At 53.9% G+C, this 24,848-nt stretch carries 26 protein-coding genes; 24 read left to right on the top strand and 2 right to left on the bottom strand.

Going from position 1 to position 24,848, the window contains the following annotated elements; genetic code table 11:
* Positions 1–96 precede the first annotated feature (96 nt).
* From bshB1 to nth, 14 genes are all read left to right on the top strand, one after another.
* Positions 97–780, top strand: coding sequence for a bacillithiol biosynthesis deacetylase BshB1 (bshB1, locus tag KNP80_RS03095; protein ID WP_214832833.1), 684 nt, complete (start codon positions 97–99; stop codon positions 778–780).
* Positions 777–1,898, top strand: a complete 1,122-nt coding sequence (gene bshA, locus KNP80_RS03090) for an N-acetyl-alpha-D-glucosaminyl L-malate synthase BshA (protein WP_021067216.1) — start codon at positions 777–779, stop codon at positions 1,896–1,898. Before bshB1 ends, bshA begins: the two co-directional genes overlap by 4 nt.
* The gene (locus tag KNP80_RS03085; protein ID WP_214832831.1) at positions 1,895–3,034 is read left to right on the top strand and encodes a CCA tRNA nucleotidyltransferase; all 1,140 of its coding nucleotides are present in this window, start codon (positions 1,895–1,897) and stop codon (positions 3,032–3,034) included. The genes bshA and KNP80_RS03085 overlap by 4 nt, the downstream gene beginning before the upstream one ends.
* Entirely contained in the window at positions 3,007–3,969 is a 963-nt protein-coding gene (locus KNP80_RS03080) for a biotin--[acetyl-CoA-carboxylase] ligase (protein ID WP_214832829.1), read from the top strand. Before KNP80_RS03085 ends, KNP80_RS03080 begins: the two co-directional genes overlap by 28 nt.
* A 218-nt stretch (positions 3,970–4,187) precedes the next feature.
* Positions 4,188–5,024: a 3-methyl-2-oxobutanoate hydroxymethyltransferase gene (gene panB, locus KNP80_RS03075; protein ID WP_214719756.1), complete on the top strand. Its 837-nt coding sequence runs from the start codon at positions 4,188–4,190 to the stop codon at positions 5,022–5,024.
* Positions 5,021–5,851: a pantoate--beta-alanine ligase gene (panC, locus tag KNP80_RS03070; RefSeq protein WP_214719755.1), complete on the top strand. Its 831-nt coding sequence runs from the start codon at positions 5,021–5,023 to the stop codon at positions 5,849–5,851. The genes panB and panC overlap by 4 nt, the downstream gene beginning before the upstream one ends.
* 5 nt (positions 5,852–5,856) lie before the next feature.
* Complete coding sequence (gene panD / locus KNP80_RS03065; protein WP_021067221.1) at positions 5,857–6,240, top strand: aspartate 1-decarboxylase; 384 nt, start codon at positions 5,857–5,859, stop codon at positions 6,238–6,240.
* 98 nt (positions 6,241–6,338) lie between these two features.
* Complete coding sequence (gene dinG, locus KNP80_RS03060; RefSeq protein ID WP_251128935.1) at positions 6,339–9,158, top strand: ATP-dependent DNA helicase DinG; 2,820 nt, start codon at positions 6,339–6,341, stop codon at positions 9,156–9,158.
* 66 nt (positions 9,159–9,224) lie between these two features.
* The gene (locus tag KNP80_RS03055) at positions 9,225–9,410 is read left to right on the top strand and encodes a YpmA family protein (protein ID WP_021067223.1); all 186 of its coding nucleotides are present in this window, start codon (positions 9,225–9,227) and stop codon (positions 9,408–9,410) included.
* Positions 9,407–9,883, top strand: coding sequence for a hypothetical protein (locus tag KNP80_RS03050; protein WP_214832827.1), 477 nt, complete (start codon positions 9,407–9,409; stop codon positions 9,881–9,883). Before KNP80_RS03055 ends, KNP80_RS03050 begins: the two co-directional genes overlap by 4 nt.
* Positions 9,884–9,904: 21 nt before the next feature.
* Positions 9,905–11,092: a pyridoxal phosphate-dependent aminotransferase gene (locus tag KNP80_RS03045; RefSeq protein WP_214832825.1), complete on the top strand. Its 1,188-nt coding sequence runs from the start codon at positions 9,905–9,907 to the stop codon at positions 11,090–11,092.
* 20 nt (positions 11,093–11,112) lie between these two features.
* The gene (gene asnS / locus KNP80_RS03040; protein ID WP_214719751.1) at positions 11,113–12,414 is read left to right on the top strand and encodes an asparagine--tRNA ligase; all 1,302 of its coding nucleotides are present in this window, start codon (positions 11,113–11,115) and stop codon (positions 12,412–12,414) included.
* A gap of 59 nt (positions 12,415–12,473) precedes the next feature.
* Positions 12,474–13,061: a DnaD domain-containing protein gene (locus KNP80_RS03035; RefSeq protein ID WP_021067227.1), complete on the top strand. Its 588-nt coding sequence runs from the start codon at positions 12,474–12,476 to the stop codon at positions 13,059–13,061.
* A complete protein-coding gene (gene nth / locus KNP80_RS03030) occupies positions 13,061–13,723 on the top strand; it encodes an endonuclease III (protein ID WP_021067228.1) in 663 nt (220 codons plus the stop codon). Before KNP80_RS03035 ends, nth begins: the two co-directional genes overlap by 1 nt.
* Positions 13,724–13,763: 40 nt before the next feature.
* Here nth and KNP80_RS03025 read toward each other — a convergent pair whose 3' ends face one another.
* Positions 13,764–14,615, bottom strand: coding sequence for a DUF3800 domain-containing protein (locus KNP80_RS03025; protein WP_021067230.1), 852 nt, complete (start codon positions 14,613–14,615; stop codon positions 13,764–13,766).
* A gap of 353 nt (positions 14,616–14,968) precedes the next feature.
* Here KNP80_RS03025 and recU point away from each other — a divergent pair, with 353 nt between their 5' ends.
* From recU to KNP80_RS02980, 9 genes are all read left to right on the top strand, one after another.
* A complete protein-coding gene (gene recU, locus KNP80_RS03020) occupies positions 14,969–15,565 on the top strand; it encodes a Holliday junction resolvase RecU (RefSeq protein ID WP_214752161.1) in 597 nt (198 codons plus the stop codon).
* A 21-nt stretch (positions 15,566–15,586) separates the two neighbouring features.
* A complete protein-coding gene (locus tag KNP80_RS03015) occupies positions 15,587–18,232 on the top strand; it encodes a transglycosylase domain-containing protein (RefSeq protein WP_214833623.1) in 2,646 nt (881 codons plus the stop codon).
* Positions 18,233–18,322: 90 nt separating this feature from the next.
* Positions 18,323–18,883, top strand: coding sequence for a hypothetical protein (locus KNP80_RS03010; RefSeq protein WP_251128934.1), 561 nt, complete (start codon positions 18,323–18,325; stop codon positions 18,881–18,883).
* Between the two features lie 14 nt (positions 18,884–18,897).
* Positions 18,898–21,147, top strand: coding sequence for a DEAD/DEAH box helicase (locus tag KNP80_RS03005; protein WP_214832819.1), 2,250 nt, complete (start codon positions 18,898–18,900; stop codon positions 21,145–21,147).
* Positions 21,144–22,301: a ribonuclease H-like domain-containing protein gene (locus KNP80_RS03000; RefSeq protein WP_214832817.1), complete on the top strand. Its 1,158-nt coding sequence runs from the start codon at positions 21,144–21,146 to the stop codon at positions 22,299–22,301. Before KNP80_RS03005 ends, KNP80_RS03000 begins: the two co-directional genes overlap by 4 nt.
* On the top strand, positions 22,298–22,843 hold the full coding sequence (locus tag KNP80_RS02995; RefSeq protein ID WP_214719747.1) for an SLOG family protein: 546 nt from the start codon (positions 22,298–22,300) through the stop codon (positions 22,841–22,843). The genes KNP80_RS03000 and KNP80_RS02995 overlap by 4 nt, the downstream gene beginning before the upstream one ends.
* A gap of 5 nt (positions 22,844–22,848) precedes the next feature.
* Entirely contained in the window at positions 22,849–23,148 is a 300-nt protein-coding gene (gene gpsB, locus KNP80_RS02990) for a cell division regulator GpsB (RefSeq protein ID WP_021067237.1), read from the top strand.
* 18 nt (positions 23,149–23,166) lie between these two features.
* The gene (locus tag KNP80_RS02985; RefSeq protein WP_214719746.1) at positions 23,167–23,742 is read left to right on the top strand and encodes an NERD domain-containing protein; all 576 of its coding nucleotides are present in this window, start codon (positions 23,167–23,169) and stop codon (positions 23,740–23,742) included.
* Positions 23,743–23,791: 49 nt separating this feature from the next.
* The gene (locus KNP80_RS02980) at positions 23,792–24,064 is read left to right on the top strand and encodes a hypothetical protein (protein WP_214719745.1); all 273 of its coding nucleotides are present in this window, start codon (positions 23,792–23,794) and stop codon (positions 24,062–24,064) included.
* Positions 24,065–24,182: 118 nt separating this feature from the next.
* On the opposite strand, the gene KNP80_RS02975 is transcribed toward KNP80_RS02980, so the two are convergent.
* A complete protein-coding gene (locus KNP80_RS02975; protein WP_031200203.1) occupies positions 24,183–24,470 on the bottom strand; it encodes a hypothetical protein in 288 nt (95 codons plus the stop codon).
* A 101-nt stretch (positions 24,471–24,571) separates the two neighbouring features.
* Here KNP80_RS02975 and KNP80_RS02970 point away from each other — a divergent pair, with 101 nt between their 5' ends.
* A complete protein-coding gene (locus tag KNP80_RS02970; protein WP_021067240.1) occupies positions 24,572–24,820 on the top strand; it encodes a hypothetical protein in 249 nt (82 codons plus the stop codon).
* Positions 24,821–24,848: the final 28 nt, after the last annotated feature.

Genomic DNA, 24,848 nt, shown 5'->3' with positions numbered 1-24,848 from the left:
CCTAGTAGCGTACTCGAAAAACCTCTCGATTGACTACCCTCTACATATGACATTCTGCGATGAGTCCGATATAATTTTCACAGAAGAGGTGATTTTATGAAAATAGTAGCAATCGGGGCCCATCCAGACGATATCGAAATCGGAATCGCCGGCATGACCGCCCAATGGACCGAGGCCGGGGTCGACGTCCTATACGTCGATTTGACGAGAGCGGAGCTGTCTTCGAACGGGGACGTCGTCACACGCGGCATCGAAGCCGAAACGGCCGATCGGGTGCTCGGCATCCGTCGCATCAATCTCGGGTTCCCGGACCGGGGCCTGACCGGGGACACCACGCAAATCGAGGCAATCGTCCGATTGATTCGGTCCGAGCGTCCGACACACGTCCTGTATCCATACGGCATCGACCGCCATCCCGACCACGGCGCCTGCGCCCGACTCGTCGAGGAGGCGCTCTTTAATGCCGGAATCCGTAAATACATGCCCGACGTCCCGGCATATCGGCCGTCGAGCGTCTATCAATATATGATTAACGCCCATACGACACCGGACGTCTGCATCGACATCACAGGGACAATCGAGCAAAAACTTGACGCCTTGCGCGCCTATGCCAGTCAGTTCACACCGGTCGACGGCGTGGCAACGCCGCTCACGGACGCCTATCTCGAACGGGTGTTGGCGCGGGAACGTCACTTCGGCAGCTTAATCGGGACCGCATATGCGGAAGGGTTGATGACGAGTCGCCCGTACGTCGTCCATCGGGCAGGTGAGCTCACATGAGTCTACGAATCGGAGTTCTCTGTTATCCGTCGGTCGGGGGTTCGGGCATTCTCGCCACCGAGCTCGGGATGAAACTCGCCGACCGGGGCCATGACGTCCATTTCATCACGTCGAGCATCCCATTCCGATTGAACGCCTATCATCCGAACATCACGTTCCACCAAGTCGAGATCAATCAATACTCGGTGTTCCGGTATCCACCGTACGACATCACGCTGGCGTCGAAGATTGCGAGCGTCATCCGGGCGTTCGGCCTCGATGTCATCCACGCCCACTATGCGGTGCCGCACGCCGTCTGTGCCGCCCTCGGACGCGAGATGGCGGGGACAAAGACACCGATCGTGTCGACACTCCATGGCACGGATATCACCGTGCTCGGGGAAGATGAGGAATTGAAGCCGGCGATTTTGTACGGCTTACGCCAATCGAACGCCATCACGGCCGTCTCGGACAGTTTGAAGCAAGAGACGCTCGAGCGGATTGGGTCCGACTTATCGATTGACGTCATCCACAACTTCATCGATGAGGCGGTCTATCAACCGCAGGCCGACACGTCGCTCCGCGAACGGTATGGCTTGTCCGATCAAGACCGGGTCGTCATCCATATCTCGAACTTCCGGCAAGTGAAGCGAATCGATCTCGTGCTCGAGGCGTTCCAGCAGATGAACGTCCCACATAAGAAACTGCTCCTCGTCGGCGACGGTCCGCTCATGGGAGCGATGCGCCGCCTCGTGAGCGAAATGGGACTCGAAGAGCAAGTCATCTTCGCCGGGAAGCAAGAACAAGTGGCGGCGCTCTTGTCGATTTGCGACGTCCACATCCTGTTATCGGACAAAGAGGCGTTCGGTCTCGTCGCGCTCGAGGCGATGGCGACGGGCGTCCCGTCGGTCGTCAGCGATGCGGGCGGATTGCCGGAAGTCATCACTGACGGCGTGGAAGGGTTCGTCGTCAAACGCGGCGACGCGCTCGCGGCGACGAGAGCGCTCGAAGCGATTTTGCTCGACGGGGAACTGCATGCACGCTTCCGCACGAACGGGCTCGAACGGGCCAAACAGTTCGCGTCGGCTGATATCGTCACGGCATATGAATCGCTTTATGAACAGGTGGTGCGCCCATGACGGAATGGGAATACGCCAAACAGATTATCGAAACGATTAACGCCCACGGCGGCGAAGCGTATATCGTCGGGGGGGCCGTCCGCGACTATATGCGCGGTACGCTTCCGGATGACATCGATATCGCCACGTCGCTCTTTCCGGACGAAGTCATGCGCTTGTTCCCGAAATCGGTACCGACCGGAATCGATCACGGCACAGTGACGGTCATTCTCGACCATCATCCGTTCGAAGTGACGACGTTCCGGTCGGAAGGGACCTATTCGGATTCGAGACGGCCCGACCACGTGTCGCTCGGCGTCTCGCTCGAGGAGGATATGAAACGGCGCGACTTCACGATGAACGCGATGGCGTTCCACGATGGCAACGTCGTCGATTTGTTCGGCGGTCGGATGGATCTTGAGGCGCGTGTCATTCGTACCGTCGGCAGCCCGTACGAACGCTTCAATGAGGACGCGCTCCGCATCATGCGGGCGTTCCGCTTCATGGCCCAGCTCGATTTCCGTCTCGATGACGACGTGCAACGGGCTTCCCGCGAACTCGGTCATAAACTGCAAGACATCGCGATGGAGCGGGTCGCCATCGAGTTTGAGAAGCTGATGGTCGGTCCGGCGTATCGAAAAGCGCTGGCGGCGATACTGGACCTCGGCATCCATCAGTACTTACCGAACGTCTCGGCAGAACTGATTGAGCGCGTCATCGCCGACAGACGGACGCCGGTCAATCCGGTCGGCGGCTGGGCGCTGTTCGTCCATCATGCCGCTGCGACCGATTGGTTGACGCCGTGGAAACGCTCGAACGCGCTGAAACGGGAAGCGATCGTGCTCGCCCGGTTGTTCACGACCGGCCTCGACACGTTCACGATTTACGAGACGACGACGGCGACGCTCTCGACGTATCTCGACATGTCGGGTCGGACGGAGACGGCTGAACAGTTGAAGCGGCAGTTGCCGATTCAATCGCGCCGGGAGCTTCGCTTCGACGGCCGTGACGCGCTCCAAATCGGGGCCAAGGGTCCGCTCATCAAACAAATGCTCGCCCACGTCGAACGGCTCGTGCTGGAAGGCGAGCTCGCCAACGAACCGGAACCGTTACGAAAGGAGGCGAAACGATGGCTTCAACACGCGGAAAAGTATTAAACCTGTTGCAGGACGGGACCGTCTGGAGTGGTCAGGAGTTGGCCCGTCAATTTAATATTTCACGTACCGCTATTTGGAAGCATATTGAGATGTTAAAACAAGATGGGTATGCGATTGAGACGATTCCTCGAAAAGGGTATCAATTGTTCGGCCAGACCGACCGACTCGATGAGCCAGCGTTCGTATCGTTCCGAAAAGGACGCTTCGGACAAGCCGTCCATGCGTTTGATCAAGTCGATACGACCCAACGCATCGCCCATGAATTGGCGCAAAAAGGCGTCCTCGAAGGAACGCTCGTCATCAGCGAGGAGCAGACAGCGGGACGAGGCCAACTCGGCCGGAACTGGTATAATCCGAGCCACGTCAATATCGCGGCGAGTGTCATCCTGCGCCCGGCGTTGCCGATTCGCGACGCCTCGAAGCTGACGCTCATGGCGGCGAGCGCGTTCGCGCGCGCCCTGCATGCGCAAGGTATCCCGGCTACCATCAAATGGCCGAATGACTTGTTGCTCAATGGGAAAAAAATCGGCGGCATCTTGACCGAGATGCAGACGGAGGGTGACCGGATTCAAGCCGTCATCCTCGGATTCGGGTTGAACGTCAATAGCGATGTCATCCCGGACGAGCTCGCCCATCGCGCGACGTCCATCAAGCTTGAAACGAATCAGACGTATCGGAGAAGCGAGTTGCTCGCGCACTTGCTCGCCGAGCTCGAGACGGAATACGATTTGTTCCTCGCCTCAGGATTTGATTCTGTGCGCGCCCATTGGCTCGAACACGCCGCCTATCTAAACGAACCGGTGACGTTGACGGCGTCAGGGAAGCCAAGACGCGGGACGATGCGCGGCATTTCAGAGGAAGGGGCACTCCTGTTGGAACATGAAGGAACGGTCGAGCCGATTTATTCTGCCGAGATCGCAGTTTGGAATGATTGATGGAAACGGGTTCGTGGTCTATAATGAATGTGCCGGACGCTATCGCTCGCGAAGTGTACCAGTACTGCAGACCGTCACTACATTTTTTTGTCTGCCTTGATCATTTTGACAGGGACAGAAGGACACTCATCTACTTGAGATTGTTTTCGTGCGCCTTCTTACCATTCGTGTAGGAAGGCGTTTTTTCTAACCTGTCTCCACATTAGGAGGAGAACTATATGCATACGATGACTTCGTTATTGAAGAAGATGAAGCAAGAAGAAAAATTAGTTATGTTGACTGCCTACGATTACCCGTCCGCGAAACTGGCCGAGGCTGCAGGCGTCGATATCATTTTAGTCGGGGACTCGCTCGGGATGGTCGTGCTCGGTTACGATTCGACGATTCCTGTGACAATCTCGGACATGGTCCATCACGCGAAAGCGGTTCGCCGCGGGGCCCGTGACACGTTCGTCATCGTCGATATGCCGTTCGCGACATACCACGGTGATTTCGACCGCACGCTTCAAGCGGCCGCGACGTTGTTCCAAGACGGACAAGCCGATGCGATTAAACTTGAAGGGGCGGGTGAGGTGCTTGAAACGATCGAGCGTCTGACGAAAGTCGGTATGCCGTGTGTCGCCCACCTTGGTCTCACTCCGCAATCGGTCGGTGTGCTCGAAGGTTATAAAGTACAAGGCAAGTCGCTCGAAGACGCAGAACAGTTGATTGCCGATAGCCTCGAGGCGGAGCGGGTCGGCGCGAAGATGCTCGTCCTCGAGTGTGTGCCGCATCAATTGGCCAAAAAGATTGCCGAGGCGCTCAGCATCCCGGTCATCGGAATCGGTGCGGGTGCCGATGTGGATGGCCAAGTACTCGTCTATCACGATATCTTGAAATATGGCGTCGACCGCCTTCCGAAGTTCGTCGAGGCATATGCCGACGTGAATGAAGTAGCGACGACAGCAATCCGCAATTACGTCGATGCGACGAAAGACGGCTCGTTCCCGCTCGAACGGCACACGTTCACGATGGATGAGTCATTGCTCGACACGCTCTACGGGGGCAAGGCATGAACATCGTCACGACCCCACGTTCGTTACAAGAAGCATTGACAGGTGTCGGGACGATCGGTTTCGTCCCGACGATGGGTTATTTGCATGAAGGGCACCTCAGTCTCGTCGAAGCGGCCAAGTCAGAAAACGACCTCGTCGTCATGAGTATCTTTGTCAACCCGACCCAGTTCGGACCGAACGAAGACCTCGACCGCTATCCGCGTGATTTCGAGCGGGACGAGGCACTCGCTCGCGAGGCGGGTGTCGACGTCTTGTTCTACCCGAACACGGAGACGATGTATCCGCTCGACATGGCACGTGTGACGGTGCGCACCGGCGCTGACGTCTTATGCGGGGCCAGTCGTCCCGGTCATTTCGATGGCGTCTTGACCGTCGTCTCGAAACTGTTCAATCTCGTCCGTCCGACCCGCGCTTACTTTGGGTTGAAGGATGCGCAACAGGTCGCTCTAATCGAAGGTTACGTCCGCGACTATTTCGTCCCGGTCGAGATTCGCCGCTGTGCGATTATCCGTGAACCGTCGGGCCTTGCGAAATCGTCCCGTAACGTCTATTTGTCGGAGTCAGAGAAGGCGGATGCGAGTGACATCAACCGTGCCTTGATTGAGGCGCGAGACGCCCTTGCGCAAGGTGAGGCGATTCGAGACGTGATGGCACGGCTCGAGGACCGCTTGAAGCACATTCCGAGCAGTACGATCGACTATGTCGAAATCAAAGACTATCCGACGTTGACCGAGGTGACCTCCGCGTCAACCGAACTATTGATTGCTGTAGCGGTGCAGTTCGAACGGGCCCGCTTGATTGATAATGTGATTTGGAAGAAAGGATGAATCCAATGATTCGAACATTTATGCACGCAAAACTACACAAGGCGACCGTCACCGAGGCGAATTTACATTACGTCGGCTCGATCACGATCGATGAAGATTTAATGGATGCGGTCGGGATCATGGAGAACGAGCATGTCCACATCACGAACAACCATAACGGGGCTCGCATCGAGACGTACGTCATCAAGGGCGAACGAGGCTCAGGTGTCGTCTGTTTGAACGGGGCTGCGGCCCGTCACTTCCAAGTCGGGGACGTCGTCATCATCATGGCGTACGGTCAAATGACGGCCGAGGAAGCGAAACAACATCGTCCGAAAGTCGCCGTCTTGAACGAGCGAAACGAGATTGATCAACTTCTATACGAAGAAATCGCCCATACGATTTTATAAGACGAACGGGGATGTCCGCGAGAGGCATCCCCGTTTTTTCGTGTATCGTTCTATGGTAAGATGAGACAGACAGAAAGCACGAGCGTGCCGAAGATGGGATGGATGTTATGGACACCTATGTGATAGTGGATTTGGAGACGACTGGTCATTCCGTCAAGTCCGGCGACGAATTGATTGAATTTGCGGCGGTGGTCGTTCAAGGGAGTGAAGTGATTGAGCGCTACAGTACCTTGATTCGTCCGAGTCGCCCAATCCCGCCTTTTATCACGCAGTTGACGACGATCACGAATCAAGACGTGGCGGAAGCCCCGACGTTTGAGGAAGTGATCCCAGATATATGGAAGATGCTAGACGGGCGGATTTTTGTCGCCCATAATGTATCGTTTGATTTGAATTTTTTGAATGAAAGCTTAGAGTTGGCCGGGTATATCCCGTTCCAGGGCCGGGCCATCGACACGGTCGAGCTGGCGCGGATTCTATACCCGACGCTCGAGAGCCACGCACTCGAGTCGCTCGCCGAGACGTTCAACCTCGTCCACACCGACGCGCACCGCGCGCTCAGCGACGCCGAGGCAACGGCTGAACTGTTCGTTCGCTTGGTCGAGCGGTTGCGAGCGTTACCGCTCGTCACGCTAAAACAATTGCGGCGGTTGTCCGAGTCGTGGACGAGCAACGTCGAGCCGCTGCTCGATGAGTTGATCATTCAAGTCGGGATCCGGGCCGACGACGAGACGACGTACGATGTTCATCGGAAAATCGCACTGAGACGTCTCGTCGACACGTTCGAACCCGCCATCGAACGCGAGCCGTTCGAGCCGTTCCTTCACCGGACGATTGAAGAGACGCTCCCGGCATTGTTCGGGCAATTCGAGCCGCGGCAAAGTCAATTTGAGATGATGCGCCACGTCTATAAAGCGCTCGATGACGAAGCGACACTGTTAATCGAGGCGGGGACAGGGACCGGAAAAACGTTGGCGTATTTGATTCCGAGCGCACATCACGCGCTCGAGACGAAACGACCGGTCGTCGTCAGCACACATACGATTCAATTGCAGGAACAGCTGTTGACTCGAGATTTGCCGATTTTAAAAGCGATTTTCCCTGAAGTCGAATTCACGTTGTTGAAAGGGAGACGCAATTACATCGACCTCCGCAAGTTCGAGATGATTCTCGAGGAGGAGAACGAAGGCTTGCTCCCAGCGATGTGCAAGGCGATGGTACTCGTCTGGTTGACCGAGACCGTGACAGGCGACTTGGAAGAGTTGTCGCTACCAGGCGCGGCGTCACAAGGGCCGGCCTCGTTCAAACGGCTCATCCAAGCCGACGCGGCCTCGGACTTCGGCCGCTTTGACCCGTGGTATAGCCGGGACTTCTTCACCCGGGCCGTCTTGCGCTCGAAAGAGGCCGATATCATCGTGACGAACCACGCCTTATTGTTCTCTGATTTGCAGCATCAGGCCGGGATTCTTCCGACCGATACGCCGCTCATCTTAGATGAGGCCCATCAAGTCGAGGAAGTCGCGTCGCATCACTTCGGTGTGACGTTCGACGCGATTCAGTTCGACCGCTTGTTCAAGTGGTTCGGTTACGGCGCCGATGGCAAGTTCCATTCACGCGTGCTCGGACTCGCTGATTTGACGGCCGTCGCAGAAGAAGCCGAGGCGTTCAGCAAGGCGACCGATCAAGCGCTCGCCCGCGTCGACGATGAACTGAACGATTTGCTCACGGCGCTCCAGTCGCTCGGTAAAAAGCGGGAGCAACGTCAAACCGTCCGCTTTGAGCGGGAAGGGGAGCCGTTCCGTCCGATTCGGGAAGTGGCGAAGCGACTCGAAGACCGTCTGCGGACACTCCGGACGACGCTCCGGCAACTGCATCGCCTTCTCGATGAGCATAAAGAACATATGACGTTCAAACAACGGGCCGTACTCGGGGATTTGAAGGCGTTCATCGGGGACGTGCGCGATATCGAGAGCGTGCTCTACGAGACGATGCTCACGCGGGATGACGATGCTGTCAGTTGGGTCGAACTCAATCTGGCCAATCGTAAGTTGACTTCGGTGTATACGCAACCGGTCGAAATCGGTCTGCTCTTGCATGAACGACTGTTCGCCAAGCGTTCGACCGTCTTGACGTCGGCGACGATGACCGTTTCGGGCCGATTCGGATTCATCGAACGCCGTCTTGGACTCGACGGCGAGGATGTCCGTCGCGTCGTCCTGGCGTCACCGTTTGATTTCAAGAAACAAGCGAAACTGTTCGTGCCATCCGATATCCCGCTCATCAACGAGGTTCCGTTGCCGCGGTTCGTCGAACAGATTGCAGGCTCGATTGCCCAAATCGCCAATGTGACGAAAGGACGGATGCTCGTCTTGTTCACATCGAACGAACTGTTGCGGTTGACGCACGAGGCCGTCAAAGACCAGCTTGATGAAGGTTATACGCTCCTCGCCCAAGGCGTCAGCGGCGGATCACGCAGCCGTTTGACGAAACAATTCAAGCGCATCGACCAATCGATTTTGTTCGGGACGGCCAGCTTCTGGGAAGGCGTCGACATTCCGGGCGAGGCACTCACTTGCCTCATTATCGTCCGACTCCCGTTCGCCCCGCCCGACCAACCGGTCATGCAGGCGCGGTCCGAGAAAATCGAGGCGACAGGCAAATCGTCATTCTTCGAGCTGTCACTCCCGCAAGCGGTCATCCGCTTTAAACAAGGGGTCGGCCGTCTGATTCGCTCGAAAGAGGATTACGGCGCCATCTTCGTCTTTGACCGTCGTGTCGAGACGACCCGTTATGGGAAGCAGTTCATCAACAGTTTGCCGGCCGTCGACCGAATCGACGGTCCGCTCGAGACTGCACTCGCCGAACTGGAGCTATTTTTAGACGAGAAAGAAAAGACCGGCCTAGGAAATCAGAGATAACGCTAGGCATCGTGATATTATCGTTTTATAATAATGGGTATAGTGTTTTTTGAAGGAGGAGTAATCATGAATTCGAATATCGAGACGTTGGCGACGGTTCGAATCGAGCCGACGGCAGATGTATACAAAATTGTCGACTTGTTGAACCGCACGTTGAAGGGCCAAGATTTAATGTTCGGTCTTGCTTTAGAGAAAAAAGTGAATGATCCGAAGAAAGAAGAGATGGTGTTCACCATCTATCGGACGGAATGACACGGAAGACCAAAGTAGTGGTTGCGTTCATGACGGCACTCATCGGTGCCGTCATCGTATTTAGTGGCATCTATTGGTTCACGGTCGGTCATACCGAGCGCACGAAAGACAAGATGATCGAGGCGGCACGCGAGCGTCTCGAGACCGAGCAACCGTCCGTCAACATCGAACGGGCCGAGCTGTATAACGGGACGGAACCGTATGTCGTCTTCGAGGAGACGGATCAAGTCCAGTTCGTGCCAGTCGATGACAAGTTGCCGATTGTGACGCGTGACATCGCGTCGGTCGACTTAGATCAAGTCTGTGCCGAATCGGTCGCAGAAACGGGCGGGTCACTCGTCAGCTGTAAATACGGGTTTGACGAACGGGCCTTGATTGAGGTCGTGACGAAATCGGGCGCATCGTATACGTATTCGTATTATACGCTCCAAGCGGGCGAATTTATTCGACGGGTCCAATTGACGGACTCGTAACGAAACCAAGGGGGAGTTTTTGTGGAACATCTATTGGCACAACGTGTAAAGCAGTTGACACCTTCAACGACACTCGCCATCACAGCGAAAGCGAAAGCGTTAAAGGCTTCGGGACAAGACGTCATCGGCCTCGGCGCAGGGGAACCGGACTTCAATACGCCGGAACGCATTATCGAGGCAGCCTGTCAGGCCGCGCGCGATGGTGACACGAAGTATACGCCATCAGGCGGGACGGTCGAATTGAAAGACGCGATCATCGAGAAGACGAAGCGCGACAGCAACTTGACGTTCACGCGTGCGGAGGTCATGGTCGCCTCAGGTGCGAAGCATGCCCTCTATACATTGTTCCAAGCGATTTTAGATGAAGGCGACGAAGTCATCATCCCGGTACCGTACTGGGTCAGCTATCCGGAGCAAGTGAAGCTCGCGGACGGTGTCCCGGTGTACGTCGATACGAATGAGTCGACGATGTTCAAATTGACGCCAGAGTTGCTCGAGGCGGCCATCACGGAACGGACGAAAGCGGTCATCTTGAACAGTCCGTCGAACCCGACCGGTATGATTTATACCGAGGCCGAACTGTCGGCACTCGCGGACGTCATCAAACGACACGATTTGCTCGTCGTCAGTGACGAGATTTATGAGAAACTCGTCTACGGCGATGCGGAGTTCGTCTCAATCGCGACGCTTCCAGGGATGTTGGAGCGGACAATCATCATCAATGGCGTCTCGAAGTCACACGCGATGACCGGATGGCGCATCGGTTATGCGGTCGGCGATAAGACGATTATTGAGGCGATGACGAACCTCGCATCGCACTCGACATCGAACCCGACGTCAATCGCCCAAGCGGCGGCGGTCGAAGCGTATAACGGACCACAAGACGACGTCGAGATGATGCGTGTCTCATTCGCGGAACGACTCGAGATCGTTTATGAGCGTTTGATTGCCATCCCAGGCATCACATGCTTGAAGCCGCAAGGCGCATTTTACTTATATGCCAACGCCAAAGAGGCGGCATTGATGAGCGGATATGACTCGGTCGACGCATGGTGTGAGGCCGTACTCGGCGAAGCGTTTGTCGCCCTCGTTCCAGGCTCAGGTTTCGGACAGGACGACTACGTCCGCTTGTCTTATGCAACAGAATTGAAACGGGTATTAGAAGCGCTCGATCGAGTAGAAGACTTCATTACACGTAAAGCTCGATAAGCGAAAGGATGGATATGGATATGACAACTATTTCAATCAGCCAATTTAAAGATTACGAAGGCCAGACGGTCCGCGTCGGAGCCTGGATCGCCAACAAACGTTCGAGTGGAAAGATCGCTTTCCTTCAACTTCGTGACGGGAGCGGTTTCGCTCAAGCCGTCGTCGTCAAAGCCGATGTAGCCGAAGCGTTGTTCGCGCTCGCTAAAGGCGTGACGCAAGAAACTTCGGTCTGGGTCACCGGTACGGTCAAATCGGACGGCGGGCGCACGCCGCTCGGCTTCGAGCTCGAAGTGACGGCGATGGAAGTGATTGCAGAATCAATCGACTATCCGATCACACCGAAAGAGCACGGTACCGAGTTCTTGATGGACAACCGTCACCTTTGGCTCCGTTCGCGTCGCCAGCACGCGATCATGAAAGTTCGTAACGAATTGATTCGGGCGACGTATGAGTTCTACAACCAAGAAGGTTTCGTGAAAATCGATCCACCAATCATCACGTCGAGTGCACCGGAAGGAACGACTGAGTTGTTCGAGACAGATTACTTCGGACAACCGGCCTACTTGTCACAAACGGGCCAGCTATACATGGAAGCTGCCGCGATGGCACTTGGCAAAGTTTTCTCGTTCGGACCGACGTTCCGGGCCGAGAAATCGAAGACGCGCCGCCACTTGATCGAGTTCTGGATGATCGAGCCGGAGATGGCATTCTTCGACCACGACATGAGCCTCGAGCTCCAAGAGCGCTACGTCTCGTATATCGCCAAATCGGCGCTCGAAAACTGCCGCAACGAATTGGAACTGCTCGGACGCGACTTGTCGAAACTTGAGAAAGTCCAAGCACCGTTCCCGCGTGTCCGTTACACCGATGCGATCAAGTTCTTAAAAGACGAAGGCTTCGACGACATCGAGTACGGCGACGATTTCGGTGCCCCGCACGAGACGGCCATCGCCAACGCGCATGACCTCCCGGTGTTCATCACACATTGGCCGAAAGACATCAAGCCGTTCTATATGAAAGTCGATTCGGAAAACCCGGAACTCGTCCTCTGTGCCGACTTGATCGCACCGGAAGGCTACGGCGAGATTATCGGCGGTTCGCAACGTGAAGACGATTACGACCGGTTGAAAGAAGAAATCATCAAAGAAGGTCTCGATGAGACGGACGCGTACGACTGGTACCTCGAACTTCGCAAATACGGATCGGTCCCGCACTCTGGCTTCGGTCTTGGTCTTGAGCGTACGGTCGCCTGGATTAGCGGTATCGAGCATATCCGCGAAGCGATTCCGTTCCCACGCCTCTTGAACCGCATTCACCCATAATCGCCAATCGGGGATGACTTCGTCTTCCCCGATTGATTTGTCTAGAAAGGATGTGCGACATGGATGCACATAATCTAATCAAGCTGTTCGAACAAAATCCAGTCGTCGTTCCGAGAAAACTGTTCACGGAGGCGCGTCGCCTCAACTTGAGTCCGGTCGAGTTCAATCTCGTCATCCACTTGCTTGAGATGACAGGGGAAGGTATTGAGATGCCGCTTCCGAGCGAACTCGGAGACCGAATGAACGTGGCCGAAAGCGAGGCTCGTTCCGTTTTGCTCGGCTTGCTCCAAAAAGAGTTGATCGCCATCGATGCGTCGACCGAGGTTGAACGATACAGTCTGCTCCCGTTGTTCCTTGCGCTCGAAGAAGGGGCGACACCTGAAAAATCGGCTCATTCGTTAAATGAGAACATCATTCATACGTTTGAGCGCGAATTCGGGACGATCACTCCGTTCGAGATCGAACAGATTGTCGGTTGGTTGACCGAGGACGGCTTCAGTGAAGAGCTGATTATGGCCGCGCTTCGGGAAGCAAAGCTTCGCAACGTACGCAACTTTAAATATATGGACAAGATTCTCAGAGTGTGGCAAGACCACAACGTCGAGTCACTCGAGGACCTCGTCGATTATCAACGGAGGAAAAAGTGATGTTGACGAGAGCCCAATTGACCGAAGTGTCTGACACGATGCGTCGCATGTTCCCGGACGCCCACTGTGAGTTGACGCACCGTAATCCGTTCGAGCTTGTCGTGGCCGTGGCGTTATCGGCGCAGGCGACCGATGCACTCGTCAACAAAGTGACGCCTGGTCTGTTCGAGACCTATCCGACCGTCGAATCGATGGCCGCTGCTGACGTCGCCGACATTGAGGCGTTAATCAAGCGCATCGGTCTGTATCGGAACAAGGCGAAAAACGTGAAGGCGCTCTCGATGCAAATCGTAGAACGTCACGACGGGATCGTCCCGTCGGATCGCGAATCGCTCGAGGCGTTGCCTGGCGTCGGACGGAAGACGGCGAACGTCGTCTTGTCCGTCGCATTTCACGAACCGGCATTCGCCGTCGACACGCACGTCGAGCGTGTCTCGAAACGTCTCGGTATCTGTCGTTGGAAAGATAACGTCCGTCAAGTCGAGGACACGCTCATGAAGAAGTTCCCGCGCGAAGAATGGTCACAGCTCCATCACCAGTTCATCTTCTTCGGCCGGTATCACTGCAAAGCGCAACGTCCTGCTTGCGAGACATGTCCGCTGCTCGATATGTGCCGCGAAGGGAAAAAACGAATGAAGTCCAAGCAAGCGACCGGACAATGAACGAAAAAACTGCCTTGCCGAATAATCGGCAAGGCAGTTTTTAGTGGTTCCACGGATGGTCGCTCCATTCGCGGCGCTTTTTCGTAATCGGTACTTTTTTGAATCCCCAGTTGCGGAAATCTTGGTCAGGACTTTCTTTACGAATGTAAATCTTGTCCTTGATGGCTTTGAAGATGCGGTTCTCATCCCCATAATGGACGAACCGTGGTTTTACTTCGATGACGCCGCGACGCACGCGCGAGAGCGGGAGGCAGACGAGGTCAGCGATTTCGAGACCCGACTGATACACCGTGTTCTGCTTCTCTGAAAAGATGAAGCCTTTGATTTTTTGACGGCTCTTCTCGACGTCGAGATGGACCGTCCCCGAATTGAAGATATCGAAGAACGCTTTTTGGATGAGCAAGTTCTGATAGTCATCCCGTGACTCCAAGACGACGCGGGCGCTGACGGCTTCCGTCTCTTCCAAGAACGCATAAAACGACTTCATCAAGTGAGCGAACGCGACGACGTACGGGTCTTTCGGTGTCGAGTAGAAGTCATGAAGTTTTTGTTTATCGACCTCGACGCTGACGATCGTGCAGTCGATATCGCGCAAGAAATCAGGCAACTTGTTCCAGAAATCACGGAGCATATCGATTGTGATGCCATCCTCTTTCCCGTAAGGGTGCTCAGCCTTTAAAATCTCTTTTAAATGGAGCGGGATATTTTCTGTCTTGAACACGTCGCGTTTGAAGGCATGTAACCGACGCTTCAATTCGCAAGGCATGCCAGCCTCGTCGGCATCAATCGCATATTTATATTCCATCAATACACCGGTCAGGTTGAATTGCGTGTTTCCCTTTGGCGTCCCCGTCTCGTCGACGAACATGACATACTTCTTTTGTGTTTCCATCTTACTCCTCCAACCATGGCTCTACTGCTTATAAAAGCGGGCCTGCTAATTGTTTATCAACCTTGGTTTACACTATTTATTGCACACTTTTTAGAAACTTCCGTCAATCTGCGTTTACTCCGCCCTGATTATGGCTAATAAGTAGAAGACTTATTTCAGAAAAATAAATAGCTTCTCCGTAACAAGGTCGTGTCAATTTGACTACACAATGCACTACATACTAGTTTAACATACGGGAGTTTGGTACGATATGGATTGCGGAAAATCCACACAGGAGTCGAGCGACAGAACTCGACAATCAGACTTCAGACGGAAGGAACGGCTGGGCGAACCTGTTAAACTAGATATTAGGGGTGACGACATTGTTCCACTATCCAAACGGAAAAAAGCCGAAACCTTCGGCTGGACCGGCCCGCTCGAATCCGCAGACGTATGCGAACCGAGGGATGAACCTCGAGACGCTGCTGAACGACACGAACGAGTTTTATCGGCTCCACAGTCGGGCGGTCATCCATAAGAAACCGACGCCGCTGCAAATCGTGAAAGTCGATTATCCGAAACGGAGTGCGGCAAAAGTGACCGAGGCGTATTTCAAGCAAGCATCGACGACCGATTATAATGGGGTGTATCGCGGCAAGTATATCGATTTCGAAGCGAAAGAGACGAACAATAAAACGTCGTTTCCGCTCGGAAACTTCCACGACCACCAAATCCACCACATGCGTGAGTGTGAGCGGCATGGAGGGATTTGTTTTGTCATCATTCGGTTTAGCCGCTATAATACGCAATATGTGTTATCAACGGAGCAATTATTAGTTTGGTGGGAACAGCGCGAATCGGGACGCAAGTCGATTCCGCTCTCCTATATCGAGCAAGAAGCAATTGAAGTTCCAACCCGAGCGATGCCGGCCATCGATTATTTGACGGCGATTGAAGCATGGCTCGATTGAAATAGAAGGAGTGAAGCATGAATGGAACGAAGTCGGATGGCACGTCGGCAAGACACGACGACCAATAAACGTAAACCAGCGGCTAAAAAGCCGAAACCAAAAGCGAAGAAGTCGAAGTTTCGACGCATCATAACGATTTTAGGGATTTTATTCATCATCGGCGTCATCGCCGGCGGCGCATACACCGCGTATGCGATTGCGACAGCACCACCGCTCGATGAAGAGAAATTGGTCGATACGTACCCGATTCAGCTGTTATCGGCTGAAGGTGAGCCGCTTGAAGGCAGCGGTCAAATTCGTGAGTACGTCTCGATTGACGATATCTCGGAAGTGATGCAACAAGCGGTCATCTCGATTGAGGACCGTCGTTTCTATGAGCATAACGGGGTCGACTTGCGTCGCATCGGTGGCGCCGTGCTCGCGAACGTGACCGACGGCTTCGGGGCCGAAGGTGGTTCGACGATCACGCAACAGCTCGTCAAACAATCGTTCTTGTCGACCGACAAGAAATTGAAGCGCAAGCTGCAAGAGCAGTGGCTCGCCATCAAGCTTGAACGCGAGTACACGAAAGAACAGATTTTAGAGATGTACTTGAATAAGAACTACTACGGTTCAGGTGGATATGGGGTCCAAACGGCTTCGAAACGATACTTCAATAAACCGGTATCGGAAGTGAACTATCAAGAGGCGGCCATTTTGGCCGGTCTCCCGCAACGTCCGAGTGCCTACGACCCGATTAACGGGGACCAGGAGCTCACGCGTTACCGTCAAGAGCAAGTGCTCTCGGCGATGAAGCGTGACGGTCACATCACGGAAGAACAATACAACCAGGCGCTTGACGTCGAGATCGCCGACGTCATCTCGCCTGGTGAAGAAACAGAAGAAGAGACGTATACTCGTTCGATTTACGCCCGCGTCCAAGCCGAGCTCGAAGAAGACTACGGTCTCGAGCAGGCAGATATTTACGGGACTGGCTTGAAAGTGTACACGTCAATCAATAAAGACTTGCACACGAAGTTCAATAGCGACATTAAGAACGATAACGTAAACCTTCCGAATGGTGCGTTCCCAGAAGATCTCCGCATGGGGGCGACGGTGTTGAACACGAAGACGGGTGAAATCGTCGCCGTCATCGACAGTGAACAAGCGAAACAAGGCGATAAAACCTACCGCGATTATTCACGGGAGAAACGCCAAATCGGTTCGACGGCGAAGCCGTTCTTCGATTACGGTCCAGGGATCGAGAACGCACAATGGTCGACCGGGAAAGTGTTAATCGATAAAGCGTTTGACGACAGCGATAACTATAAACCTATAAACTATTACACAGGATTCCGCGGTGCCAATACGATGCGCTACTACTTGACGATTTCCGGTAACACACCGGCCGTCCGTGCCTTCTATGAAGTGCGGGACGAGTTCGGTCAAGAAGCGATTCAATCGTTCGTCGAGAACGTCGGCATCGAGCCATCGATGTCAGGCGACGAGATGAACGCCTCGAACGCACTCGGAACGGCGGAAGCAAGTACGACGCAAATGGCAGCCGCTTACGCTGCGCTCGGCACGAACGGGATGTACACGAAGCCGCACTTGATTCAAAAAATCGAGTTCAACGACGGCTCGACGATCAATTCGCCGATCAAGGCGAAGCAGGCGATGGAAGACTATACGGCGTATATGTTGACGGACATGCTCCGTGACGTCGTCAGCGGTTCGAACGGGACGTATGAGCCTGGCGCGTTCCCATGGGACGTCGCCGGTAAGACCGGAACGACGAACGATGATAAAGGCGACGAGAAGGATAAATGGTTCACCGGCTATACGACTGATTACTCGATTTCGGTATGGACGGGCCGTGCAAATGACGTACCAGTATCGTTGTTTAAACCGAACTACGCCCAGTACTACTTCGAGTATATGATGCAGCAAGTGACGAACGCGACGGGTCAACCGGACCGCTTCCAGCAACCGGAGTCGGTGCTCTCGCTCGGCAACGAGCTGTACGTCAAAGGAACGAAACCGAAAGACTTACAGCCGGATAAATTGGCCGCTCCGACCGGCGCATCGATTGACTATGATGTGCCTGCTGGAACGGGTACACTCTCGTGGTCGTATGACACTCAAGGGGTGCAGGCTGCAGGTTACCAAGGACTTTCGTTCACGGTGACCGAAAAACGTCCGGACGGAAGCGAGCGTGTCGTCGGGACAACCGAGGACACGAGCATCGCCATCGCTGATCTCGCTTCAGGGCAGACGACGTTCACGATTGTCGCCAACGCGACGAACGCGCTCGTCGGCGATCAACAATCGAGCCCGCTTCAGACTACGTATACCGTCGAACGAAGCGAGGAGCCTCCGGCCGAAGAGGAAGAAGAGCCAGCCACGGAAGAGACGTCGCCTGAAGAAGAAGGCGATCAAACCGATGGTCAAAATAATGAGAACAACGATAATAATGGCAATAACGGTAATAACAATAATGGTAACAATGAGAATAACGGGAACGACACGAACACCGAAGACGAGAACACGGAACCACCGACCGAAGAAGAACCGCCAGCAGATGAGACTGATGGCGAAACGGATTCGAACGGAGACGTCAGCCGTCAATCGACAGACTCGAATGGCCGAGGTAACGGCAACGGGAATGGCAACGGTGGTCGTGACTAAAACAGATTCACAGGAAACAGGGCGACATCAGCGCCCTGTTTTTCTGTTTCGTTTGCTATAATGAAAAGAAAGCGAATAGGATGGTGACACATGGTACAACTCTCACTGAAACGCAAGATGAAAGTGTTGTTTGTGATCGACCGACTGCAAGACGATGATTTAGGTATTCCGTTACACGGTATCAACGGCTTGAAAATGAGCCGATTGCTCGTCGAGGAGTCGATTCCGTTCGGACGTTTGATTGATGATCAAGCGATAGCCGAGGCCAGTGGCCATCCTTATTTGAAACGAATCGGCGTCGAGACGATGTTCCTCGGCGACGAACCATTCTATCCAGAACTTCTGCGAGGCAAGCGTCAAGCGCTCGCAACGCATGAAGACTACCATAAAGCGGTGCAGCGTTACACGAAACATTTGCAAGCCGTCCATTCGAAATGCACAAAGCTACATACCATCGTCTTGTTCGGACGGTCGACGCAACGGTTGTATGACGATGCGATCATTCGTCTCGAAGAAGAGAATGGACATGTCGCCGACGCCTTCAAAGAAATGGCTGTGCTGCGCTTACCTGCTGTCCATCGGCTCGTACGCGATGAACGAATCGGCGAAGTGAAAGCTATCGTGGAGCGACTCGCACCTTCGAAATCGTAAAGAAGGTGAACCTCATGCGGAAAAAACGTTCCGTGGAAGAAATGATCCATACGCTCAAGACCGACCCGGGCTTTTCTCAAAACGTGACACATTGGCATACGGTCGAGGCGAAACCGGCCCGCTACGCACCGATTCCGTCGAGTCTGCCGCCAGATCTCGTCCGGGTGCTGCATGGCCGGGGAATTGAACAACTGTACACTCATCAAGCCGAAGCAATCGAGCAGACGTCGCGTGGGAACTCGACGGTCATCGTTACACCGACCGCATCCGGGAAGACGCTCTGTTACAACCTGCCCGTCCTGTCGAAAATGATTGAACAACCGAACGCCCGGGCGCTCTATTTGTATCCGACGAAGGCGCTCGCGCAAGACCAAAACAGCGATTTGATGGAGATGGTCGAAGCGCTCGAGGGCGACTTGCGTTGCTTCACCTATGATGGCGACACGGCACCGGCAGCCCGAACGAAAGTACGGGACGCCGGCAATATCGTCATCACGAATCCAGATATGCTACATTCCGGCATCTTGCCGCACCATACGAAATGGATTCGCTTGTTCGAGAATTTAGAGTATATCGTTGTCGATGAGCTTCATACGTATCGCGGCGTGTTCGGCAGCCATGTCGCCAACGTCTTCCGCCGCCTGAAACGGATTTGCGCCTATTACGGGAGTCATCCGAAATGGATTATGACGTCGGCGACGATTGCCAACCCGGTCAAGCTGGCTGAACTGTTGACGGAAGAAGACGTCGTCCTCGTCGACAATAACGGGGCGCCACAAGGCAAGAAGCATTTGATTTTCTATAACCCGCCCGTCGTCAATGAAGCGCTCGGTATTCGCCGGAGTGCCACGCTCGAGACGAAGCGTATCGCTTCCAAACTGGTCGAGGCGGACATCCAGACGATCGTCTTCGCCCGCTCACGCGTCAGGGTCGAAGTGTTGTTGACGTATTTACAAGAATTGACGCGGCGCGAGCTTGGTCCTAAATCGATTGTCGGATACCGGGGTGGTTATTTGCCATCGGAGCGTCGCGAAATCGAACGCCGGCTCCGTAACGGGGAGATTAAGGCCGTCGTCTCGACGAATGCGCTTGAACTCGGCGTCGATATCGGCCAATTGCAAGCGTGTGTGTTGAACGGTTATCCGGGCACGGTCGCCTCGATGTGGCAACAAGCCGGCCGGGCCGGACGCCGTCATTCCGAGGCGCTCGTCATCTTCGTCGCCTCATCGTCATCGCTCGACCAACTCGTCGTCGAACAACCCGATTTGATTTTAGACCGGTCTCCGGAAGCGGCTCGTCTCGACCCGAACAATTTAATCATCCTCGTCGACCATATGAAATGTGCCGCCTTCGAACTGCCTTTCCAGAAAGGGGAGCGGTTCGGCACAGTCGAGACGGAAGAGATTCTCGATTTCTTGACGGACGCCCACATTTTGCACGAACGGGCCGATAAATATTATTGGATGACCGATGCGTTCCCCGCCCATGACATCTCGCTTCGGACGAGTGACCAAGAGAACGTCGTCATCGTCGATCAAACCGCGAAGAACCAAGTCATCGGTGAGATGGATACGTTCAGCGCGATGACATTGCTCCACGACGAAGCCATCTATTTACATGGCGCCGAGCAGTATCAAGTCGAACGTCTCGACTTCGAAGAGAAGAAAGCGTACGTCCGACGCGTCGACGTCGACTACTATACGGACGCCAATTTGGCAGTCGAACTGAAAGTGTTGGAAGAGAACAAGACGACCGGCGTGAAGACGTTTGGGGAAGTGTCGGTCATCGCGATGGCGACCCTGTTCAAGAAAATCAAGTTCGGGACGCATGAGAATATCGGTTCCGGACCGATTCACTTGCCGGAGCGGGAACTTCATACGACCGCGACATGGTTTACGCTCGACGAACGGTTCGCCTATTCAGAGGCCGACATGGAAGACCAGCTCGAGGCGGTCAGCGATCTGTTGCGACGCCTGGCCCCGCTCTATTTGATGTGTGACACGCTTGATCTGTTCACGACGATTCAAATGAAAGCGACCCATACGAATAAACCGACCGTTTATTTATATGACCGTTATCCGGGCGGCATCGGGCTGAGCGAAGCGCTTTATCGCGACGCCGATGAGGTCTTGGATGCGGCCATTCGAACGGTCGACGATTGTCCGTGCGAGAGCGGTTGTCCGCGCTGTGTCGGAATGATTGGCTACGGTGACTTTAAACAGCAGGTCGTCAGACAGTTGCAAGCATTGAAAGGAACGATATGAAAGCAAAACTATCACGACTCATTAAAACGAATGAACCGAAACAGGTGACCGTGACGCCGGACGACGTCGAGCAAGCGAAATGGCGGGCCCGAGGCGGAGAGATTTTGACGTTCGAACAAGAGTGGTGCGTCCGCTTGAAACAGATTTATCCACTCGATGAGACGTATCATGATTATACGTTCGGAGAGGCGAAAGCCTCGCTCGCGACATCGACCCATCCGTTCTTTCAAGTCGATGTGCCATCCGAACAGGTATTGTTCATGGACACCGAGACGACCGGGCTTCGCGGCTCCGGCACCTCAATCTTTTTAATCGGCTTCGCGCGCTTCCAAGACGATCATCTGGAGATGATTCAGTACGTGTTGCCGCACCCGGCATTCGAGACCGCGTTCTACTATCACTTCTTGAATGACATCGGCGACGAGGTTCGTTTCGTGACGTATAACGGCAAGTCGTTCGACTGGCCCCAAATCAAAACAAGGCATACGTTCGTCCGTTCGAAAGTGAAGGCGCTCCCGGCCGTCGGCCACGTCGATTTGTTGCATGCCTCACGTCGTCTGTTGAAACCGACGCTTGAATCGGTCTCGCTCAAAGCGGTCGAGGCCCATTTCGGTCATGCCCGGACGGACGACATGCCCGGCTTTTTGGCGCCGATGCACTATTTTCAATACGTGAAAGAACGGGAACCGGATATCATCCAGCCCGTCATCGAACACCACCATGCCGACTGTTTGAGTCTCGTCTCGCTCTATAAACGGCTCTGTCATCTCGTCGAAGCTGATGAGACGCCGTTCGGGGAAGAGCGGGCCCACTGGTTGAACGATCTCGGTAATGCCGAGGCGGCGCTTCAAGAATATGAGCGGCTTGAACAGCCGACGAAACGTGCCTTGATGCGTCAAGCCCTGCTGTTGAAACGGACCGGCCAGATGGAGCAGGCGTTGCCGCTGTTCGAACAGGTCGGTACGGTCGAGGCATTCGTCGAGCTCGCGAAATATGCCGAACATCATCAAAAAGACATCAACCGAGCCATCACGTTCACCGAGCAGGCGCTGACGCTCTCGGAACGTAAAGAGACGGTACTTCGACAGACCGCCTTGACCGAGATGCGGGCACTCCGTCATCGGATGAATCGGTTAGAAAGGAAGCGGTCATGAAAGTTGTCGCCATCACAGGATATCGTCCACATGAGCTCGGCATCTTCAAAGCCGACCATCCTGGCATCGATATCATCAAAGAAGCTTACGAGCGAAAAATAATGGAAGCAATCGAGCGTGGGGCCGAATGGTTCATCTTTAGTGGCACGAACGGTTGTGAATTGTGGGCTGGAGAAGTATTGTTAGAGTTAAGAGAATCTTATCCAATCAAAATTGCCGTGTTTCCACCTTTTTTACAGATGGAAGAGAAGTACAAGCCGTTTGAACAAGAACTGTTCATCCGCTTGCAGCTCGAGGCTGACTTTTTTGAACCGCTGACCCAACGTCCGTACGAGGACCCGAGCCAATTGCGCGCAAAAACTGCCTTCTTTTTGGACAAAGCAGCAGGATTAATCACGCTGTATGACGAAGAGACGGGGGGAAGCCCTCGTTTTCTCGTCGAAGGGGCTAAACGAAAACACCAGATGGAGTTATTCTTGATTACGCCGGAAGAGTTACGTGTAATCGAAGAAGAAAAACAATGGGAACAACATTGGGAGTGAAAATCATGCAGACCGAACTAACAGCTGAAGCCATTTATAAACAAGAATTCAAGACCGCCCTCCGTGGCTACTCACAAGAAGAAGTCGACCAGTTTTTGGACGTCGTCATCCGCGATTACGAGAAGATGACGAAAGAAATCGAACGGTTGCGCCAAGAGAACGAGTCGCTTCGTCGCGGTTCGAACGAACAAGCAGCAGAACCGGTCAAACCGGCCCAGCCTGTCGCGTCGAACTATGACATGTTGCGACGCATCTCGAATTTAGAAAAGGCCGTCTTCGGAAAACAGGTCGGTCCAAGCGAATAAAGGGAGGAGGTGGAGTAGATGTTACAAGTATTGACGGCCGTCAAGAAAGAACCTGAGAAACGACAGACGAAAGGCTTGTTCCGCACGAAAGAAGAAGTCATCGCACCACCGAAATCGTACACGGACGAGATCGTTGAGATCATTCGTCATACGTGTCGCTTTGATTGGATGATGATTGAACACGTCCAGCTCGGCGATGACGTTCTCGATTATGTGTTGGTCGGACCGAAAGGCGTCTTTTTAGTCCGCATCAACCGGACGACGTCGGCCGTCCATATGACGAACCGGGATTGTCGTCTCGAGACACCGCTCGGTTGGAAAAACATCTATCCGCATCCGATGGAAGAGCTTGAGCGGATGACGAAGCATGCCCGGAGCGTCTTGAAGAGGCAATGCGGACAAGCTGTCCCCGTCACGTCATTTTTAATATTCCCGGAGACACCACGTCTCAAAGTGGAACGCATCAAAGCGAACTGTGCCGAGACATTCGATGTGATTGACGACGTCATCACGAAGACGAAGCTCGAGCTGTTGTCTGAGGCGACGATTAAACACATCGCCTACTATTGCTCGGAGCGGCAAGTACATAAATGAAAATGGCGCTGAAGAGTCAGCGCCGTTTTCATTGTAGGAGGTTTTCTGAATGTTATCTTGGCTGGGGATGACGAAGGGAGAGAAGAAGGGACGTCAATTTTTTGGGAGCACGCAGAAGAGAACGGTGACCCTTGTTCTGCTTACGTCCCTGATGGTGCTGTTCGGTGTGAAATCTCTATTGACTTCCTTAATCCCAGTAGCATATCTGGCTGACTCCATTATTGCTGTTCTGCCAGGTACGTTGGGAATCCTGGTTGCTTTGGTCTACGTATTAATTTTAGAACGATTACTGGAGGACAAAGCCGACAACAAAAAGTTATAGGAAGCGAGAAAGTGGTAAAAATACAAACTCCTTGTGCCCGGTCGGACAAATACAAAGGCTGCAGACGATGTTTATGTCTACAGCCTGACAAAACGGCGCTGTAGTTTCAGCGTCGTTTTCATTTCAATAATTGTCGAGCCTTCTGTTCGTCTTTGCGATGGACGAACAAGGCGACCCGGTCGTCCAAGTTTTTGGCGAGCGGGCGGAACAGGCGGCCGGTCGGCAAACCGTGCTCGACGCGACACGTGATGCCTTGTTCTGTTAAGTACGTATAGTCGTCCAGCAGCGCCTCGCCTTGTTTGCCAAACGCCTCACCGAAGCGGACCCACTGCAAGTTGCGGACGGCGCGGATTGAGACGAGCACAACGAATGTGATGCCTAAGACGATAATTAAAATAGTTTCCAAATTCAAAGCGTTCAACCCCTTCTTTACATAATTTTAAGGGCGCAACCGCTTGAAAGCAACAACGATGGACCGGTATACTCAAAAGAAAGTGGGGGATGACTATGAAAACAACGATTCAATCGCGTCGCGAAGCCGTGACGCTGCTAGAAGACAAGCACGTGCTCTACATCCGCATCCATAATGGACAGACCGGGATGATCAAACAAACCGATGATGGCATCATCGTTGCAATCCCGAATGAAGAGACGGACAAAGTTGATTTTCGCAAGTTGGAAGATATCGAAGCGTTCGAGGCGTTTTATGACTTGACGCTGTCGAAACCAGGGACGCTTTATTACAATCAAGCGTAAACAAAAGCTCCACTCAAATCCGAGTGGA

Origin of the sequence: Exiguobacterium sp. E4787, assembly GCF_018618375.1 — a bacterium.
Classification (GTDB): Bacteria; Bacillota; Bacilli; order Exiguobacteriales; family Exiguobacteriaceae; genus Exiguobacterium; species Exiguobacterium chiriqhucha.
The sequence above is the reverse complement of the archived record's forward strand: the minus strand, read 5'-3'. Positions and strand labels throughout refer to the sequence as shown.